The 18,163-nt window shown below is 45.6% G+C and carries 15 protein-coding genes; 8 read left to right on the top strand and 7 right to left on the bottom strand.

The window, feature by feature from the left end; genetic code table 11:
• Window positions 1-86: 86 nt before the first annotated feature.
• The 6 genes from M0Q51_13235 to M0Q51_13210 are packed head-to-tail and all read right to left on the bottom strand — an operon-like array spanning window position 87 to window position 4,842.
• Entirely contained in the window at window positions 87-587 is a 501-nt protein-coding gene (locus M0Q51_13235; GenBank protein MCK9400939.1) for an ABC transporter permease subunit, read from the bottom strand.
• On the bottom strand, window positions 548-1,435 hold the full coding sequence (locus tag M0Q51_13230; GenBank protein ID MCK9400938.1) for an ABC transporter ATP-binding protein: 888 nt from the start codon (window positions 1,433-1,435) through the stop codon (window positions 548-550). Before M0Q51_13230 ends, M0Q51_13235 begins: the two co-directional genes overlap by 40 nt.
• Before the next feature lie 26 nt (window positions 1,436-1,461).
• Window positions 1,462-2,289 carry a TylF/MycF family methyltransferase gene (locus tag M0Q51_13225; GenBank protein MCK9400937.1) on the bottom strand — a complete coding sequence of 276 codons (828 nt, stop codon included), beginning with the start codon at window positions 2,287-2,289 and terminating at the stop codon, window positions 1,462-1,464.
• Between the two features lie 18 nt (window positions 2,290-2,307).
• On the bottom strand, window positions 2,308-3,066 hold the full coding sequence (locus M0Q51_13220; GenBank protein MCK9400936.1) for a response regulator: 759 nt from the start codon (window positions 3,064-3,066) through the stop codon (window positions 2,308-2,310).
• Window positions 3,056-4,105 (bottom strand): histidine kinase, encoded by a 1,050-nt coding sequence (locus tag M0Q51_13215; GenBank protein MCK9400935.1) that lies wholly within the window; start codon window positions 4,103-4,105, stop codon window positions 3,056-3,058. Before M0Q51_13215 ends, M0Q51_13220 begins: the two co-directional genes overlap by 11 nt.
• Window positions 4,106-4,125: 20 nt before the next feature.
• Window positions 4,126-4,842 carry a cell wall-active antibiotics response protein gene (locus M0Q51_13210; GenBank protein ID MCK9400934.1) on the bottom strand — a complete coding sequence of 239 codons (717 nt, stop codon included), beginning with the start codon at window positions 4,840-4,842 and terminating at the stop codon, window positions 4,126-4,128.
• Window positions 4,843-5,000: 158 nt separating this feature from the next.
• Here M0Q51_13210 and xseA point away from each other — a divergent pair, with 158 nt between their 5' ends.
• The 8 genes from xseA (at window position 5,001) to M0Q51_13170 (ending at window position 17,882) form a co-directional block, all read left to right on the top strand.
• Window positions 5,001-6,257, top strand: a complete 1,257-nt coding sequence (xseA, locus tag M0Q51_13205) for an exodeoxyribonuclease VII large subunit (GenBank protein ID MCK9400933.1) — start codon at window positions 5,001-5,003, stop codon at window positions 6,255-6,257.
• Between the two features lies 1 nt (window position 6,258).
• Window positions 6,259-6,456, top strand: a complete 198-nt coding sequence (gene xseB / locus M0Q51_13200; protein MCK9400932.1) for an exodeoxyribonuclease VII small subunit — start codon at window positions 6,259-6,261, stop codon at window positions 6,454-6,456.
• Between the two features lie 281 nt (window positions 6,457-6,737).
• Window positions 6,738-8,714, top strand: a complete 1,977-nt coding sequence (locus tag M0Q51_13195; GenBank protein ID MCK9400931.1) for a KUP/HAK/KT family potassium transporter — start codon at window positions 6,738-6,740, stop codon at window positions 8,712-8,714.
• Between the two features lie 19 nt (window positions 8,715-8,733).
• Window positions 8,734-10,047: an MFS transporter gene (locus M0Q51_13190; protein MCK9400930.1), complete on the top strand. Its 1,314-nt coding sequence runs from the start codon at window positions 8,734-8,736 to the stop codon at window positions 10,045-10,047.
• A 152-nt stretch (window positions 10,048-10,199) separates the two neighbouring features.
• Window positions 10,200-12,290, top strand: coding sequence for a T9SS type A sorting domain-containing protein (locus M0Q51_13185; GenBank protein ID MCK9400929.1), 2,091 nt, complete (start codon window positions 10,200-10,202; stop codon window positions 12,288-12,290).
• Window positions 12,291-12,400: 110 nt separating this feature from the next.
• On the top strand, window positions 12,401-13,459 hold the full coding sequence (locus M0Q51_13180; GenBank protein ID MCK9400928.1) for an efflux RND transporter periplasmic adaptor subunit: 1,059 nt from the start codon (window positions 12,401-12,403) through the stop codon (window positions 13,457-13,459).
• 18 nt (window positions 13,460-13,477) lie between these two features.
• The gene (locus tag M0Q51_13175) at window positions 13,478-16,558 is read left to right on the top strand and encodes an efflux RND transporter permease subunit (GenBank protein ID MCK9400927.1); all 3,081 of its coding nucleotides are present in this window, start codon (window positions 13,478-13,480) and stop codon (window positions 16,556-16,558) included.
• Between the two features lie 4 nt (window positions 16,559-16,562).
• Window positions 16,563-17,882, top strand: coding sequence for a TolC family protein (locus M0Q51_13170; GenBank protein MCK9400926.1), 1,320 nt, complete (start codon window positions 16,563-16,565; stop codon window positions 17,880-17,882).
• Here M0Q51_13170 and M0Q51_13165 read toward each other — a convergent pair.
• Complete coding sequence (locus M0Q51_13165; protein ID MCK9400925.1) at window positions 17,861-18,157, bottom strand: transcriptional regulator; 297 nt, start codon at window positions 18,155-18,157, stop codon at window positions 17,861-17,863. The two genes, M0Q51_13170 and M0Q51_13165, sit on opposite strands and share 22 nt — an antisense overlap.
• Between the last annotated feature and the right edge of the window lie 6 nt (window positions 18,158-18,163).

Below are 18,163 nucleotides of genomic sequence, written 5' to 3'. Positions count from 1 at the left end.
ATTTTGTTGATAAAGTGTCCACTACATTTTTTGAAAATAAAAGAATTCCATTTTTGTGTACACTGAATATCAATTAGTTGTGAAATTCAAATAGTTAAAAAAGACAAACAAGTGTCAAAGTCGGGAAAACTTAACAGGTAGAACACAAGTGTTATGATGGCGCTGAAATTGCCGGCCTTGCTTCCCATTTTCCCAAATACGGCAATCAGTGTGGTATAACTGAATATCAGGACGATTAAAAGCCAGAGGTTGATACTGATCTGAACTATATGGATAAAAATGTCACTCGTCAGGTGATGAAAAAGGATAAACGATGTGAGTGATCCAATCATGGCAGCAACAATGATGAGCAACAGGATCAGACTGCCGGAAAGCCATAAAGATAGGAGGAAGGCGCTGCGTTTAAAAGGATGTGCTAAAAGCAGTTCCAGGGTTCCTGAATCAAGTTCCCGCGTTATATGATGAACCGTGATGTTAACGGCCGTAATGACAAGCAAGGCCAGGACAAGGGGGTGGTTGAACCTAAATACTGCCGCCCCGTCATAGGTCAGGGTGCTGAAAAAGCTCTCCTGGAGAAAGACCCGCATCGCTTCCGGCAATTGGGCAAGAATGGCGGCAATTCTGCCAGTTTCTTTAATATCATCCGGATATCGCCATGAATCAAATACTCATAGGTAAGGTCTTGCCGGGAACAGAACTCCGCACCGGGCAGCATGAAATCTCCTGCGGGCTGTGAAAGGGTAAACCGGAGCCTTTTTTTCAGCATTTTTCTGAGACTTTCTATCGAATCCACCCTTTCTATTTCGCCTTTCCTGATGATCGCCAGCCGGTGGCAGATCCTTTCAACTTCTGCCAGGTTGTGGGAAGAAAAAAAGATCGTGCACCCTTTATTCATTTGCTCCTTAAGAAGATCGTAGAAAGCTTCCTGCATCAGGGGATCCAGTCCGGTGGTGGGCTCATCGAGGATCAGTAATTCGGGATGGTGGAAAAATGCCTGGATAATACCTAATTTCTGTAATGTGCCATGAGAAAGGTACTTGATTTTCTGTTCCAGGTTTTTGCCTGATAGCCCAAACCTGTCAAGCAATTTCGGATCGACCTTCCGGGGAATATTCCTGAGGTCTGCACACAGATGAAGGAATTCCATTCCGTTCAGGTTGCCGTATGCGGAAAAACTACCGGGAAGGTATCCGCATCTGCGGCGAATTTCAAAAGAGTTCTGAGCCAGGTTTATGCCAAAAATTTCAATAGTGCCTGCCGAAGGCCTGAGCAGGTCAAGTATCAGGCGGATGGTCGTGGTTTTTCCTGCACCATTGGGGCCCAGAAAACCGAAAACCTCACCCTGGTGAACATCAAATGAAATATTCTGAACACCGGTAATTTTTCCGTAGAATTTGGAGAGTCCCTGAATTTGTATGACCGGTTTTAGATCCATTTTTGCCTGGCAGGTGGTTTGAGCGTTTATATGGTAACAGCTTTTGTTTGGGATTTTATGATCATCACACTCCCTTCCATGTCTGGCACCATAACCAGTACTTCAGGGATAGTGGATGCGAATTCATCGACAGCCTTTTTGATGCCGGGCCACTTATAGGTATAATCATGTATGATGATGACCCCTCCGGGTGAGAGAAGCGGATAAAAATATTCCAGTCCGGCTTTGGTGGGTTTGTATAAGTCGACATCAAGGTTGACGAGGGCGAAGGCCAGTTCGTAGTTCGCAGTTCGCAGTTCGCAGTTCGCAAGACCGTTTCCCATAAGAGCCTGGGAACTGGGAACTGGGAACTGGGAACTTGTTCCTGTCGACTCAGGAAACCGCCCCGGATGAAACACCAAATTTTCATTCCCTGCAATGTTTCTTCGTGCTGCTTCCAGGCTCGTATCAGCAAAATTGCGCGTGGTATAAGTGGCGGCTTCGCCGGTTTCATGTTTCAGATCTTCTTCTTTAAACCCTGCAAACGTGTCGTAGAGATGGAATTTCCTGGAGGGATCCATCTGATGTAAAATCTTCGCGCTTTCGCCTTTGTAAACACCTAGCTCGGCAAAATCTCCCGGGACTCCATCCCTCTTCAGCCGCTCAACCTGGAACCACCAGTTAAAAAACCGCACTTTATCCGGATAATTTCGTTCCAGCCGGATCAGCTCTTTGCCAATAATCCCCTGTTTCCGTTGATTTTCCCATTCCACAGGCTGGTAATTTTTATCGAAGAAAATACCCCACACATAGCGCACCAGGAGGATGAGCACGAGCAGGACGAGGGCGAAACTTATGACCTGGAAGAATGACACAACCTTTTAGTTTAAAGTTCAAAACTTCTCTTTGAGCCGCCTGTACCCCTCCGCGCTAACCTTGAGCTTAGCTCCTGATTTCATGATGGCGATATAGGAATCTTTACTGTAAAGCTCCAATGATACAACCTGGGAAATGTTAATGATGTGGCTCCGGTGGGTGCGGATAAATTGCCCCTCGGGCAAATGCTCCTCAAAATACTTCATCGTCTTTTCTTTCAGATGATTTCCCGATTCGGACCAGATCATCACATAATCATCCGCTGCTTCGATATACCATATCTTATCGACAGGTATGACTGTGATTTTTGATCCCATCCTGGTTACAACCCGCTCGATGATCTTTTTGTCATTATCGATTTGCTGCTGCAATTTTTGGATAGATGGCCCGGCTGAAGAAGCATCCGGCGTTGATAAAATCCTTCCGCGGGCTTTTTCCACAGCTTGTTCCAGGCGGGTTTTCGAAAAGGGTTTGAGGAGATAATCCACCGCATTCATTTCAAATGCCCTGATGGCGTATTGGTCGAAAGCAGTGGTAAAGATGATTTCCGGCTGCGGATCGAGCACTTCGAGCAATTCAAAGCCGTCGATCCTGGGCATTTGTATATCGAGGAAAAGCAGGTCGGGCTTGAGTTCCCGGATGGCTTTCAGGGCATCGAAGCCGTTTTCACATTCCCCGAGGATTTCGATATCAGGATTATCCGAAAGATATTTCCTGACCAATTCCCTGGCGAGGGATTCATCATCAATTATTAAAACCCGGATTTTATCGTGCATATTTTGGAATTCTTAAAATGACCTCAAAATAATCATCAGATTGATTGATTTTCATCAGACTGCTTGTTCCGTATAGATTTAAAAGACGTTCCCTGATGTTTTTCAGACCGGTGCCGGTCCCTTTTTTGACTTTCGCCTCAGGATCGAAAGTGTTCCCTATTTTAATTTCCAGCACTTCATCATCCAAACAGGCTTCCAGGCTGATCTTTGTCGTTCCGGAAGATTCATAAACCCCATATTTGACGGAATTCTCCAGCAAAGGCTGAAGGATCATCACCGGTACGCTCCACTCTATCGACTCCGGCTGGATAAGCTTCTCAAAAGCAAGACGGTTGCCAAAGCGAACTTTCTCAATATCCAGGTACAATTCCACATGATGCAATTCTTTTTCAAGGGTACTGATCATGGTATCCGGAAAATTCAGGGAATACCGCATGAATTCCGACAGCTTGATGACCATTTCCTGGGCTTTGTCAGGGTTGGTCATGGTAAGGGAACTGATAGAATTGAGACTGTTGAAGAGGAAATGCGGACGGATCTGGGAGCGAAGCATATTTAGCTCGGCTTCCTTAAGCAGGTTCGTCAGTTGCGCCTCCCGCTGGCTTTTTTCCTTGAGTTCGCGGAAATTGATCAGGAGGTAATACCCGGTCACGAGCAGGGCATAGAACATTACGCCGGATATGATCCGGAGCGAAAGGGTTTGTTTCAGAAAAGCATGGTAAAAAAGATCGTCGGTAAAGATGTTGTTGAGAATGAGGTAACCGGCCATCATCCAGGCAAAGATCGTCACGGCTGCGCCGGAGAGATGATAGAAGGCGAGTTCACCGATAGTTTTAGTCTGAAGATCGGAATAGCGGACCATAAACCAGAGGCCGCTGCCGATAAGGGCAAACAGAAAATTAAAAACCAGGCTGTCGGCAAATGCCACCCAGGGATCAAGGCCATAGCCATAATATAAAAGGGAAAAGTGGATGACGCTGAGCGTCACCCACAAAATGATATAAACGATTTCAAGATGATTTTTTATGGTCCTGGCCATGTTGCTTTATAATTTCAGGATCAATTGCTTTTGATCTCTCCACCACCAAAGATTGCCACGCCTCTCACAACGAGTGTTTTGTTGAAATCGACCTGTCCTCTTACCCGTTTATCTCCATAACCTCCAAAGATATTGAAAACTTCGAGTTTAACGTTCCAGTCGGATGGCACAATCAGTGTTGAGCCACCAAAGATAGATACGATCTCGATTTCCACATTACCCGGGGCAAGTTCAACCTTGGTCAGATCGACTTTGGATCCCCCAAAGATAGACACCATTTTCCCACCCCGGAAAGCCAGGGAATTGACATATCGATCACGCCCCCCGAAAATGGCTACTTCTTCTATATAATCTTCACCTTTTGAGATGGTGAAATCACGGTGGCGGAAAAGTTTTGAGGTTCCGAAGATCAGTACCAGGCCGATGACAATAAGCAACGCAGGCCAGAAGACATGCCTGAAGCTTGCTGGCAAATCATATGCTTCAGAAATCATGAAGAACCCGCCGATAGCGATCAGTATCCAGCCAATGCCGCGGGAGGAATCATTTACCACGTTGATGACACCAATGGCTATCAGCAGCATCTGCCAGGAGAAAATGATATCCCAGGTTGATTCGCCGATCATCCCAAAGTTGTGAAGAAGCCAGGCAAATCCAAGTCCAAGGACAAGTAAGCCGAATACAAGCGATTTTCTTTGCATACCGTGTCTGACGGTAGTGTTTTCATTCTGTTCCATTTCAGTATTGTTATTAAAGTTTAACATTTTGTTCATGAATTGATGAAGCAAAAATAAAACGGGGAAAAGGGACAGGAAAGGGGAAATCGGTGAACGGGGGATGAAAATCGGCGAACGGGCAGTTTTTAGTTATAAATTTGAAAATTGAAAATTGAAAATTGGAACCTGGAATCCCATATCAGCCTGAAGTGCTTACCCTTTCCCAGCTAACCGCAGGAATTGCAAGGGTTTTCGATGAAAGCTTCCCGAACTCTTTCTGGATCAAGGCTGAACTGGCTAAACTGAACCATTATCCCGGAAGCGGCCATTGTTATCCATCATTGGTTGAAAAGGAAAAAGGCATGATCAAGGCTGAAATCCGTGGAAATATCTGGGCCAATGACTTCCAGCGGATCAACCAGAAATTCCTACAGGTAACCAAGGAGCCGCTGAAAGAAGGCATTCAGATCCTTTTCCGGGCATTGGTTAAATATCACCCCGTATATGGTCTTTCGCTGCAGATCAGCGATATCGACCCGTCGTACACCCTTGGTGAAATGGCCAGGGAAAAGATGGAAACAATAATCAGGTTGAAAAATGAAGGTTTGTTCGAACGCAACCATCAGCTTCCAATGCCTTTGCTTCCAAAGCTGATTGCCATCATATCGGTCAATACCAGTAAAGGCTTTTCTGATTTCATCAATATTCTTGAAAATAATCCCTGGGGCTATTCATTCTCCTGCATCCTTTTCCCGGCATTATTGCAGGGAGATAAAGCTGTGGATTCGATCATCAGCCAGTTGCGCAGAATCGACCGGGTAGCAGAATATTTCGATGTTGTAGCCATTATCCGGGGCGGCGGCGGGGATGTCGGGCTGAATTGTTACGACAACTACCTCCTGGCGAAAGAAGTGGCATTATGTCGGCTGCCTGTGCTGACCGGCATAGGCCATTCCACCAATGAAACGGTTGTCGAAATGATCGTGGGCCAGAATAAAATTACCCCGACCGATGTGGCTTACTTCCTGATCCAGCACTTTCATAACTTTTCAGCAAGGTTGGAGAAGAGTAGCCTGAAAATCATCACTTTATGCGAGAAATTGCTGGAAGAGGAGAAGAGGGGGTGGGGGAAATTAAGGCTGCGTTTTAAACCTGGATTACTGCTCAGGGAAAAGGGGATTGACCTGAAAAACAGATCGGAATGGTTTGCTATGCGGGTACATCAGTTGCTGACCCACCAACAGGTTGTCATAGATAAGTTGGATCAACAGGTACACCTGCTCGATCCGCGAAATATTCTGAGAAGGGGTTACAGCATCACTTATCATGGTGGAAAACCCCTGACGGATACGGCAAGTGTCAATCCCGGAGAAATCATTACCACCCGGCTGTATAAGGGTGAAATTAACAGTGAAATCAAATCAAAAAAGGAATAATATGGAGAAGAAGATCAGTTATACGGAAGCTATCAGCGAACTGGAAACAATTGTATCGGAAATCGAACGAGGAGAGATTACCATCGACACGCTTTCTGAAAAAGTCAAAAGGGCGGCAGAATTAATCAGGATTTGCAAAACAAAACTCATATCAACTGAAGATGATGTGAATAAGATCTTAGGGGAGATTAAGGAATAAAAAAAGAAGGCCGCAGGGCAAACACGCCAGGTTTTTTAACGCCCTGCAGCCAATCATGGAAAAAACTCCCATAAACCCAACCATATGTTTATCCGGTTTTTTTGAAAATATACCCGGTCAAAATGAAATATTTTTAAAATATTTTTTAATATATTGATTAACAATATTATACAAATACTGAAAGGGGTTTCAGCTTATAATCCCGCAGACGGAGGTAAAGACGCAGTAATTTCCCTCTTTTTTTACATACCTTTGCCGCTAATTTTCTTCTGTGTAAACCAGTGAAAAAGAAAACAGCACAGATATCCGGACTCAGCCTTTCCGGTCTCATCATTACATTTGGCATCGTTTACGGAGATATCGGCACATCCCCCCTCTATGTGATGAAAGCCATTGTCGCCGGTGCCAGGACGACCATCGATGAAGGATACATCCTTGGGGCACTTTCATGCATCATCTGGACGCTTACACTGCAAACCACCCTGAAATATATTTTTATCACTCTTAAAGCAGATAATCACGGGGAAGGCGGAATCTTAGCCCTCTATGCCCAGATACGTAAAAAAAAGCGCTGGATTTTCGTTCCGGCTATCATTGGAGCGGCCGCGCTGCTTGCTGATGGGGTGATCACTCCTTCCATTACCGTTGTTTCCTCTGTTGAAGGTCTCCGAATGATCAGTCCGCAAGTCCAGGTTCTTCCGATCGCCCTCGTCATCATCGCCCTGCTGTTTATTATACAACAATTCGGGACTTCTTCTATAGGGAAAACATTCGGGCCTATGATGCTGATCTGGTTCCTGATGCTGGCAATACTTGGATTAAGCCATATCTTTGATTATCCTGCCGTTCTTAAAGCGTTTAACCCGGTATATGGAATTAAATTGCTGATGAATTATCCGGGAGGGTTTTTGCTGCTGGGTGCAGTCTTTCTTTGTACTACCGGTGCTGAAGCCCTTTATTCCGACCTGGGACATTGCGGTCTTCATAATATAAGGATTTCCTGGATCTTCGTCAAATCCGCTCTCATATTAAATTATCTTGGACAAGGGGCATGGTTATTACATAATCCGGATGTACTTTCCTCCGGCATTAACCCGTTTTTCGGCATCATGCCTGCCTGGTTCCTGTTGCCAGGCATTATCATTGCAACATTCGCCGCCATCATTGCCAGCCAGGCGCTGATCTCAGGGTCATACACCATCCTCAGCGAAGCCATCTCATTGAATTTCTGGCCGAGGGTCAAGATCACTTATCCTTCTGTATACCGGGGACAGATGTATATTTCCATGATCAACTGGTTTCTTTTCTTTGCCTGTTGTTTTGTCATCCTGTATTTCAGGGAATCTTCCAACATGGAGGCCGCATATGGCCTGGCCATCACTATCACCATGCTGATGACCACCCTGCTTATGGTCTTCTACCTGATGAAGATACACAGGCCCAAAATTCTGATTATTGGCTTCCTGGTCATGTACCTGACCATCGAAGGTTCATTCCTTGTGGCAAACCTGCACAAATTCAGCTATGGCGGTTGGTTTACGCTGCTGCTCACCTGCCTGCTCTTTTCTATCATGTACACCTGGTACAGGGGGAGGCAACTCAAAAAAAGATTTCTTTTTTTCAAGAAAATCATCAATTATACCGATATATTGAAGGATCTCCGAAACGATGTCACAGTTCCTAAAATTGCTACTAACCTTGTTTATCTAACCAGGGCGGATTATAAAACAGATGTGGAATCAAAAATCCTATATTCCATATTCCAGAAGCAACCGAAACGTGCTGACCATTACTGGCTGTTGCACCTGCACATTGTGGAAGAACCTTTCAAACTTGAGTATAAAGTAGATAATCTGATCCCTGATGTACTGACACGTGTGGAATTTGTCGTTGGATTTAAAGTCCAACCAAGATTAAATCTTTTCTTTCGAGAAGTTATTGAGGATCTGAAAGAGAGCGGCGAGTTAGATATCACCAGCAATTATCAATCACTCAGAAAACATCATATACCCGGTGATTTCCGGTTTGTTCTGATCGACCGTATCCAAAACTATGATTTTGATTTCCACACTTTTGACCAATTCATTATGAATATCTATAACATCATAAAGAGAATCGGCATTTCTGATGTAAAAGCCTTCGGGCTTGACAGCAGCAGTGTGCTGGTTGAAAAAGTCCCGCTCGAATCCGAGGAAATGATCAATGAATTCAAAAGCCGGTTCAGGATCAACCGGTTTCCGGAATCTCATAAGCAATAACACCACAAATCCCCATCCCATGATCCGACGAAAAGAAATCCGGCCGATCGTGCAAGGCGATAAAAGAGTCATCCATGGCTGGGTGATGTATGACTGGTCCAACTCCGTCTATCAATTAACCATCACCTCCGCTATTTTACCGAGTTATTATGCTGCTGTTACCCACATAGGGGACAATTATACTGTTTCCTTTTTCGGTGCGAAAGTGATCAACACGGTACTATATTCATGGACTATCGCTTCGGCATATATCCCTCTTGCCATCCTTTCCCCACTTATGTCTTCAATGGCAGATTATACAGGACGCAGGAAGACATTCATGAAAGTTTTCACCTGGATTGGTGCATTAGGCTGTGGACTCCTGTTCTTTTTCGATAAAAATACCATTGAATTAGGTATGATTGCTTTTGGCCTGGGAACATTCGGATACGCCGGAAGTATCGTATTCTATAATTCTTTTCTCCCGGTCATTGCTAAACCGGAAGATCATGACCGGATCAGCGCACGGGGATATTCCATGGGTTACCTGGGGGGAGTCATCTTATTGCTGTTCAACCTGGCGATGATCATGAAACCGGGTTGGTTCGGCATACCGGCCGATTCCAGCCTGCCGCCCCGTATCTCGTTCCTGTCCGTCAGCCTCTGGTGGATTGGTTTTTCCCAGATTACTTTTACCCGGCTTCCAAAGTATACTTACAAGAAAAGACAGGGCCGCGAAAGCGTCTTGTCAAATGGTTACAGGGAACTGCAATCCGTTTATCGCTATATCAGGAAATCACGCACCCTCAGCTATTACCTGGTGAGTTATTTTTTCTTTATGATGGGGCTGCTTTCGGTCATGTTCATGGCTGCATCTTTTGGGAAAAAACAGATCGGGCTGGATGATAATGTCCTCATCCCTACGGTACTTTTAATCCAATTGGTCGGGATTGGCGGGGCATGGTCTTTTGCCAGGTTATCCGGCAGGATCGGCAACCTCCCGGCATTGATGATCTCGCTGGCGGCCTGGACCCTGATCTGTGTCGGCGCCTACTTTATTACTGATGCGGCCGGTTTCGTCATCACCGCTTTCTTCATAGGCATCGTAATGGGAGGTACCCAATCGCTTGCCCGTTCCACCTATTCTAAAATGCTTCCTGAGACGACAGATCACACCTCTTTTTTCAGTTTTTTCGATGTGATGGAAAAACTTGCCACTGCCGGCGGCACGTTCAGTTTTGGTCTGATCGAAGCGATTACCGGCAGTATGCGTTATAGTGTGGTGGCCATCGGGGTCTTCTTCTTAATAGGCTTGGTCTTTATCCTTACAATCGTAAAGGCAAAGAATAAATAGGGCATATCATCCTTATCATAAGATTTGATTTGATGGAAGCAAATATAGGATTGTAGAAGGAGATTCCCGTATTCCTTGATATCTCTTTGAAAATAATTATATTTGTGCATATTATTAATTATTCCAGTAAACAAATTTTAATCCTGACAATGATGAAAATCTTCTACTTTAACCTCAGTCTCACCTTTATCCTTATCATCGCTTCCTTTAACCTCAATGCACAGTCGCCGTTTTATTTTGATCCGCAGGCATGCGAAGCTACCCTGAATATCAACGATTCAGCAGAGGTTCATACTCTTCTGAAAAATGCCACAGAAGATACAGTTGAATTTTCTTTCCCCGGATATACTTCCCGGGATCAGGGCGGCCCGGATAATTATGGGTACACCTGGATAGATAGTGAAGAACCTGGAGGTCCTGATTGGGCATGGACTGATATATCCGAAACCGGCTACATTATTGAAGGGCTTGGAGATGATAATGTCGTTGGTCCTTTTGAATTTCCATTTGAATTTCCATTTTATGGACAGTCTAAGAACCATTTCTGGATCAGCGCGAACGGCTGTATAAGTTTCAATGATCAGATCATACCCTATGCCAATGGCCCGATTCCGACCAATAACAATTATATTGATTTCATCGCCTGGTTCTGGGATGACCTTACCATCGATACGGCAATCACAAGAGTATATTTAAAAAACTTTGAGGAGAAGACCATCGTTCAATTCACTAAAATGGTTCATTATCCGGGTACTGAATCTTTTATTACAGCACAGGTTGTCATGATGGTCAATGGTACTATCCTGATCCGGTACAGGCAAATGAGTGAAGATTTTGAAACAATCAGCGCTACTGCGGGACTCCAGTCCTGGAACCCGGAATTGGGCTTACAGGTGTTATATAATCAGGAATACCTTCATTCAGAGCTGGCTGTCCGCTTCGATCTTCACAGGAATTTTATTGTTTCAGTAAACCCGGCATCAGGTTACCTCCCTCCAAATTCACAGGAAACCATCTGGATCACATACAGTTCCGTAGGTTTTGAACATGGATCCTATGAACAGGAACTGAAATGTGTTTCAAACTTACCTGAATACACGCATATATTACTCCATAATGTGATGCACGTAACGAATCCCGATCAGGCCGGATTCAAGGGGTATGTCACGAATGCCGCCACCGGTTTGCCGATAAATGAAGTCAAGGTTATCGTTGGAGAACACTATGTTTATACAAATGACCAGGGCCATTATGAATTGCCACTTGAACAGGGCAGTTATAATGTCCATTTCATAAGAGAAGATTATCAGACGAAGATTGTTGAAGATACCACGGCAGTTGCGGGTTATTCAATCCTGGATGTGGAACTGGAAGGATATTATTACCTTGTCGGGCGTGTTTATGCCGGTGAGAATCCTATAGAAACCGGCTTCGCTTATGGTTATAAAATGCTTGAAGGAACAGTAGTGGATATCTATGCCGAAATGGTAGGCGAGGAGGGCTGGTATGAATTCAGCGGCCTTTCTTCCGCTCATTATATTGTCAAGGCTGAACCCAGCCCTAATTCAATATATTACGGTGATTATCTGCCAACTTATTACGGTGATGTCCTTCACTGGGAAGAAGCTACTGTGATCAACCTGGTCCAAAGTACTGACGACGCTCACATCAACCTGGTGTTAGTAACCAATGCTCCGGAAGGGCCTGGCAGCATCAGCGGCAGTATTGACAACGGAAAGTCTGCCAACATTCCTATTATCCTGAGGACAGCTGAACCGGGCACAGCAGTGATGACCTATTCGTCGACCGATGGATCCTTTCTTTTTTCTAATCTTGCTTATGGAACTTATGAAATCTTTGCTGAAATCCCCGGAAAATCTATCATCCCTCAACCTATAGTTCTGGATGAAGTTCATCCGTCAGCTGAAAGTATTGATATGATGATCCTTGAAAGTGAAATCATCTTTCTGGGAATTGCAGAATCAGAAGTATTCGAAAATATGCCGGTCATTTATCCGAATCCGGCATTGGATTATCTGAATATCAGCTTAAAGCTTAAAAAACCCGTTTCCATGAATATTGAGCTGGCCGATCCCCTGGGAAGGGTGATCATTCATCAGGTTAAAATGATTAATGGAAATGAGAACATTTCATTGAATCTGGACTATCTTCCTAAAGGCATATATTTTCTGAAACTTGAAGCGAATCAAGAGGTTGTCGTCAAAAGGTTTATAAAAAATTAATGCAATTTTTAATAATAAGCTATGTTTCATGACCCCTGATGCCGGAGGCATCTTATGACTAATTTTACAGGCTCCAAAGAAATTCTACAGAACTGAAAAAATATCATCACATGAGGAACGTCTTCAGGTTACCTGCCATTCTATTACTAACCGCTTTAATTCTCACCATAAACAGTTGCCAGCAAAAAAAACCGCAGGCAGGATTAACAAATACTGCACTGCTGCCCGTCGAGGTAAATGCCGTCGTTGCCATACCACGCGAGCTGGAAAACAAGATATTTTCTACCGGCAACATTCTTGCAAACGAAGAAGTTGAAATCAGGGCAGAAGTTCCGGGACGGATCATTTCGATCAATTTCCAGGAAGGCTCCCTGGTCAGGAAAGGAGATCTTCTCGTGAAGATCAACGACAATGAATTGCAGGCGCAGCTTAAAAAGTTGCAACTGGATGAAAAGCTCGCCACGGACGATGTCTATCGAAAGGAAAAACTACTGGAGTTGAAGGCCGTCAGCCAGGAAGAACTCGACATCTCAAGGAGTCAACTCGGCGTAATTCAGGCTGAGATTGAACTGACCAGGGCGCAACTGGAAAAAACAGGGATCTACGCACCTTTCAGCGGCAGGATTGGCCTTCGCTATGCAAGTCCGGGAGGCTACATCTCTTCGTCTATGCTCATCGCCCGTATGCAGCAGACTGATCCGATAAAAATCGAATTCAGCGTACCGGAGAAATATATCGCCGGGGTCACTGCCAACATGGAAATCCTCTTCACCGTCGCAGGGAGCGATAGTGTTTTCAAAGGGCTGATCTATGCCATTGAACCAAGGATCGACCCTTCAACAAGATCATTTACCGTCAGGGCCCGGTGTCCGAATCCAGGTGGGATCCTTACACCGGGCGCTTTTACCAAAGTAAATATCATCCTGGAAAAAATTCCTGACGCTTTGGTCTTACCATCCGATGCTTTTATCCCTGATATCAGGGGTGAAAAAGTCTTCGTCTGCCGGAATGGAAAAGCAGCAACGGTTTATGTCACGACAGGCATTCGCACTGAAAACGAAGTCCAGGTTGTCGATGGTATCAACCCTATGGATACTGTCATTATTTCCGGGCTTCTCCAGCTCCGTGACCAGATGAGTGTCAAACCCCGGATTGCGGGAATTAAATAACCTGCAAAACGTGCGACCATGAACATTTCATCAGTAAGCATCAACCGGCCCGTCCTGGCCACTGTTATCTCTGTCCTTCTGGTCCTGTTCGGCGGTATTGGCTATACTTTTTTAGGCGTCCGGGAATTTCCAAGCGTGGATCCACCTGTTGTCACGGTGTCGACAAATTATATCGGAGCCAATTCCGATGTCATCGAATCGCAGATTTCCGAACCGCTGGAAGAATCGATCAACGGTATTGCGGGTATCCGTTCCCTTACTTCTGTCAGCAGTGATGGCCGCAGCAATATCACCGTTGAATTTGAACTGGGCGTGGATATGGAAGCAGCCGCCAATGATGTACGCGACAGGGTATCCCGCGCCATCCGCAATCTTCCTCCTGATACAGACCCGCCGGTGGTCACCAAATCAGATGCCGATGCCAGTCCGATTCTCGTGCTTATGCTTCAAAGCAATGTCCGCAACCTGATGGAGCTTTCAGATATCGCAAGCAATGTCTTTAAGGAACGTCTTCAAACTATTCCCGGTGTCAGCGAAATCAGGATCTGGGGTGAAAAGAAATATGCTATCAAATTGATGATAGATCCGGCAAAGTTGGCCAGCTATCAGTTGACTCCTGTAGATATCCGGGATGCCCTGAACCGCGAGAATGTTGAGCTTCCATCCGGACGTATTGAAGGTTACCGCACCGAATTGGTCATCCGCACCGAGGGAAGGCTTACCACTCCCGAAGAATTCAATGATATGATCATCAGTGAATTCAGCGGCACCCTGGTCAGGTTCCGAGATGTCGGTAAGGCTGTGCTTGTGGCTGAAAATGAGCGGTCCATCATGCGTGGCAACGGCGGGCTTCCTATTGTGGGCGTGGCAGTTACGCCTCAACCCGGTGCCAACCAGATCGCAATTGCCGATGAATTTTACAAGCGCCTGGAACAAATTAAAGTTGACCTGCCATCCGACATCACCCTCGGTTTGGCCATCGATACCACTACAACTATCCGTAAGGCCATCACCGAAGTGTTCGATACGCTATTAATCGCTTTCGGGCTGGTGGTGCTCGTTATCTTTGTTTTCCTCAGAAACTGGCGGACCACCCTGATCCCGGTCATCGCAATCCCCATCTCCCTGATCAGCGGTTTTTTTATCATGTATATCGCAGGCTTCTCCATCAATATCCTGACCCTTCTGGGGATAGTGTTGGCAACAGGCCTGGTTGTGGATGACGCCATTGTGGTCCTGGAAAACATCTACCATAAAGTGGAAAGCGGCATGAACCCTATTGAAGCCGGGCACAAAGGGTCCAAAGAGATCTATTTTGCTATTATTTCTACGACCATCACCCTGGCAGCGGTTTTCCTGCCGGTCATTTTTCTTCAGGGGCTCACAGGGCGCCTCTTCCGGGAGTTTGGAATGGTGGTGGCGGGGACTATCCTGGTTTCAGCCCTGGTTTCCCTTACTCTAACCCCGATGATGAGTTCCAGGTTATTGAAAAGGAGCCAATCACATGGGCGGTTGTTCAACCGCACGGAGCATTGGATCGACAACCTGATCAATAAATATAACAGCAGCCTTACTGTATTTCTGCGAAGACGCTGGTTGGCAGTCCTGATTATGATAGTCTCCATAGGCATTATTCTCGGGATCGGAATTTTAATCCCTTCCGAACTTGCCCCTATGGAAGACAAAAGCAGACTTTCAGTTATGTGTACCGCTCCGGAAGGGACCTCGTTCGAAGTGATGGATGACTATATGCTCAACCTGATCGGCATTGTGGATACGATTCCTGAAAAATTAAATTTCCTGGCCCTCACAGCCCCTGGTTTCGGTTCATCTGCCTCCACCAATACAGGGGTTTTCAGGGTTGTCCTCACTGATCCTTCCAAACGAGAAAGAAGCCAGCAGGATATTGCTGACGAGCTTAGTATGATCACTCGCAGATACAATTTTGCCAGGAGTTTTGTAACACAGGAACAAACTATAGGTGGTGGAAGAGGAGCGGGACTACCGGTTCAATTTGTGATCCTTGCTCCCAATTTTGAAAAGTTGAGAACGGTTATTCCGCTGTTCATGGAAAAAGCTCAATCCAGCCCAAGTTTTCAGGTGATCGACCTGAACCTGAAATTTAACAAGCCTGAAATTACTGTAGATATTGACCGCGATCGCGCCCGGGCACTTGGCGTCAATGTCAGGGATGTGGCGGAAAACCTGCAGCTTTACTTCAGCGGACAGCGTTATGGCTATTTCATCCTGAACAACAAGCAGTACCAGGTCATAGGGCAGGCCGACCGCCTAAACAGGGACGAACCGCTTGACTTAAGTTCTGTTTATGTCAGGAATAACAGAAATGAGCTTATCCAGCTTGATAATCTCGTGAATCTATCTGAAAGAAGCAACCCACCGCAATTATACCGATATAACCGCTATGTGTCGGCAACCGTTTCAGCCCAACCTTCAAAAGGGGTAACCCTTGGCCAGGGCATCGATGAGATGCGCCGGATTGCCGGTGAAACCCTTGATGAAAGCTTTTCCACGGCACTGGCCGGTACATCCAAGGAATACGAAGACAGTTCCAGCAGCCTGATGTTTGCTTTCCTGCTGGCCCTGGTGCTGATCTACCTGATCCTTGCTGCACAGTTTGAAAGTTATATCGATCCGCTCATTATCATGTTCACGGTTCCGTTAGCGCTGGCCGGCGCGGTATTGTCGCTCTGGATCTTCGGCCAGACTATCAATATTTTCAGCCAGATCGGGGTGATCGTACTTATCGGGATTGTCACCAAAAACGGGATACTGATCGTGGAGTTCGCCAATCAACGGAAAACTGCAGGGTTAAGCCTGCATGAAGCTGTCATCGACGCGGCAACGCGCCGTTTACGACCTATCCTGATGACGAGCCTTGCCACGGCCCTCGGCGCCCTTCCCATTGCTATGGCCCTTGGCGCTTCTTCACAGAGCCGCATTCCCATGGGGATCACCATCATAGGCGGGTTGATTTTTTCACTGGTACTGACCTTATTTGTGATTCCTGCATTGTACACCTATTTATCGAGAAATGTTAAAAAACCGCAATATCAGGAAGATGCAGCAGAAAAAAGCTAAGACTATGATCAAAAAATTAATTCCTCTTCTGGTGATCCTTTTTAGCGGTTTTCACCTGGCCGGGCAGGAAATTCTCACCCTTTCTGATGCTGTCAGGATCGGCCTGGAAAACAACTATTCCATCATCATTCAAAAGAATGATGCCCAAATTGCAACAAACAACAACACCCTAGGAAACGCCGGGTTTCTTCCTGCCGTGACCCTGAATGCCACACAAAACAATACTATTACGACCACACATCAGGAAACATTTGCCGGCAGCGTTAAAGACATTACGGGCGCAACGAACCGGTCGGTGAACGCCGGTGTGCAATTGAGCTGGACGCTATTTGACGGGTTCAGCATGTTCGTTGGTAAAAATATGCTGAATATTTTGGAGGAAATGGGAGAAACCGGGGCACGCATTGCGATCGAAAATACCCTTTCTTCCATCATAACCAGCTATTACGGTATCATACAGCAGCAAAAGCTGATCCAGGTTCTCGAAGATGCCGCGGCACTCTCGTTGGAACGCAAAAAGATCATGGAAGCTAAAATTGGCCTGGGAGCAGGGTCAGAACTTATGCTACTGCAATCTACCGTTGACCTGAATGCCGACAGCATCAACCTGATCCGTGAAACGGCATCCATGAAGCAGACCATGGCTGATCTTAACCGGCTGCTTGCCCGTAATCCGGAAATCAGGTTTGCACTGGCAGATAGCATTATGTTAAGTGATGCCTTATCTTTCGACAGCCTCTTAACTAAATCGAAGGCTCAAAACAGCGATTTGCTCATTGCACGCAATAATATTACCCTGAACAGTCTTGCAATTAAAGATGCCCAATCGCAGCGGTACCCAAAACTGAACCTGAACGCAGGTTATAACTATAACCAGCTAAATTCGGAAACAGGGTTCCTTCAATATAACCGTAGCCTGGGGCCATCTTTCGGACTCTCCCTTTCATATCCGCTTTTCGATGGGTTTAATGTTAACCGCACTATCAGAAACGCGAAAGTTGAACTGAATACGATGGAAACTTATCTAAGGGACACCGACCTGGGTATTCATACCGAACTTTATAAGCTTTATATCGATTATACTACAAACCTCAGGATTGTAGGGATAGAGCTCCTCAACCAGGAAGTAGCCCGGGAGAATGTCGAGGTGGCATTTGAGAAGTACCGTCTGGGTTCAATCAATGACATTGAACTACGGGAAACCCAGAAAAAATATATCGATGCACAGTACCAGCTTCTGCTTTCCCAGTTCCAGGCTAAGAAAGCAGAGATTGAACTATTGAGGATCAGCGGGGAGTTGGTTCAGCTATTCTTCTCCCGTTGAAGATACCCCTGCAGGGCCTTAACATATTTCTCGAAAGCTTCAACACCTTTAGGAGTAATATTGCAGGTAGTCAGGGGGTAGTTTTGGCGAAAACTCTTTTTTACATCAACGTAGCCGGCTTCATTTAACCTGGTGATCTGAACGCTAAGGTTTCCCCTGGTAGCGCCTGTTTTCTCCAGCAGATAATTAAATTCAGCCGTCTCCACACTGATCAGCACCGACATGATCGCCAGTCGCAGTTGTGAATGTAATACCGGATCCAGTTCTTCAAACATGACCTG

It is taken from the genome of Bacteroidales bacterium (assembly GCA_023229505.1).
Classification (GTDB): Bacteria; Bacteroidota; Bacteroidia; order Bacteroidales; family JAGOPY01; genus JAGOPY01.
The sequence above is the reverse complement of the archived record's forward strand: the minus strand, read 5'-3'. Positions and strand labels throughout refer to the sequence as shown.

Bases quoted from the DNA above. Each gene is read 5' to 3' on its own strand.
- M0Q51_13235 (MCK9400939.1), bottom strand. From the start codon at position 587: ATGCGGGTCTTTCTCCAGGAGAGCTTTTTCAGCACCCTGACCTATGAC.
- M0Q51_13230 (MCK9400938.1), bottom strand. From the start codon at position 1,435: ATGGATCTAAAACCGGTCATACAAATTCAGGGACTCTCCAAATTCTAC.
- M0Q51_13220 (MCK9400936.1), bottom strand. From the start codon at position 3,066: ATGCACGATAAAATCCGGGTTTTAATAATTGATGATGAATCCCTCGCC.
- M0Q51_13215 (MCK9400935.1), bottom strand. From the start codon at position 4,105: ATGGCCAGGACCATAAAAAATCATCTTGAAATCGTTTATATCATTTTG.
- M0Q51_13210 (MCK9400934.1), bottom strand. From the start codon at position 4,842: ATGGAACAGAATGAAAACACTACCGTCAGACACGGTATGCAAAGAAAA.
- xseB (MCK9400932.1), top strand. From the start codon at position 6,259: ATGGAGAAGAAGATCAGTTATACGGAAGCTATCAGCGAACTGGAAACA.
- M0Q51_13190 (MCK9400930.1), top strand. From the start codon at position 8,734: ATGATCCGACGAAAAGAAATCCGGCCGATCGTGCAAGGCGATAAAAGA.
- M0Q51_13185 (MCK9400929.1), top strand. From the start codon at position 10,200: ATGAAAATCTTCTACTTTAACCTCAGTCTCACCTTTATCCTTATCATC.
- M0Q51_13180 (MCK9400928.1), top strand. From the start codon at position 12,401: ATGAGGAACGTCTTCAGGTTACCTGCCATTCTATTACTAACCGCTTTA.
- M0Q51_13175 (MCK9400927.1), top strand. From the start codon at position 13,478: ATGAACATTTCATCAGTAAGCATCAACCGGCCCGTCCTGGCCACTGTT.
- M0Q51_13170 (MCK9400926.1), top strand. From the start codon at position 16,563: ATGATCAAAAAATTAATTCCTCTTCTGGTGATCCTTTTTAGCGGTTTT.
- M0Q51_13165 (MCK9400925.1), bottom strand. From the start codon at position 18,157: ATGTTTGAAGAACTGGATCCGGTATTACATTCACAACTGCGACTGGCG.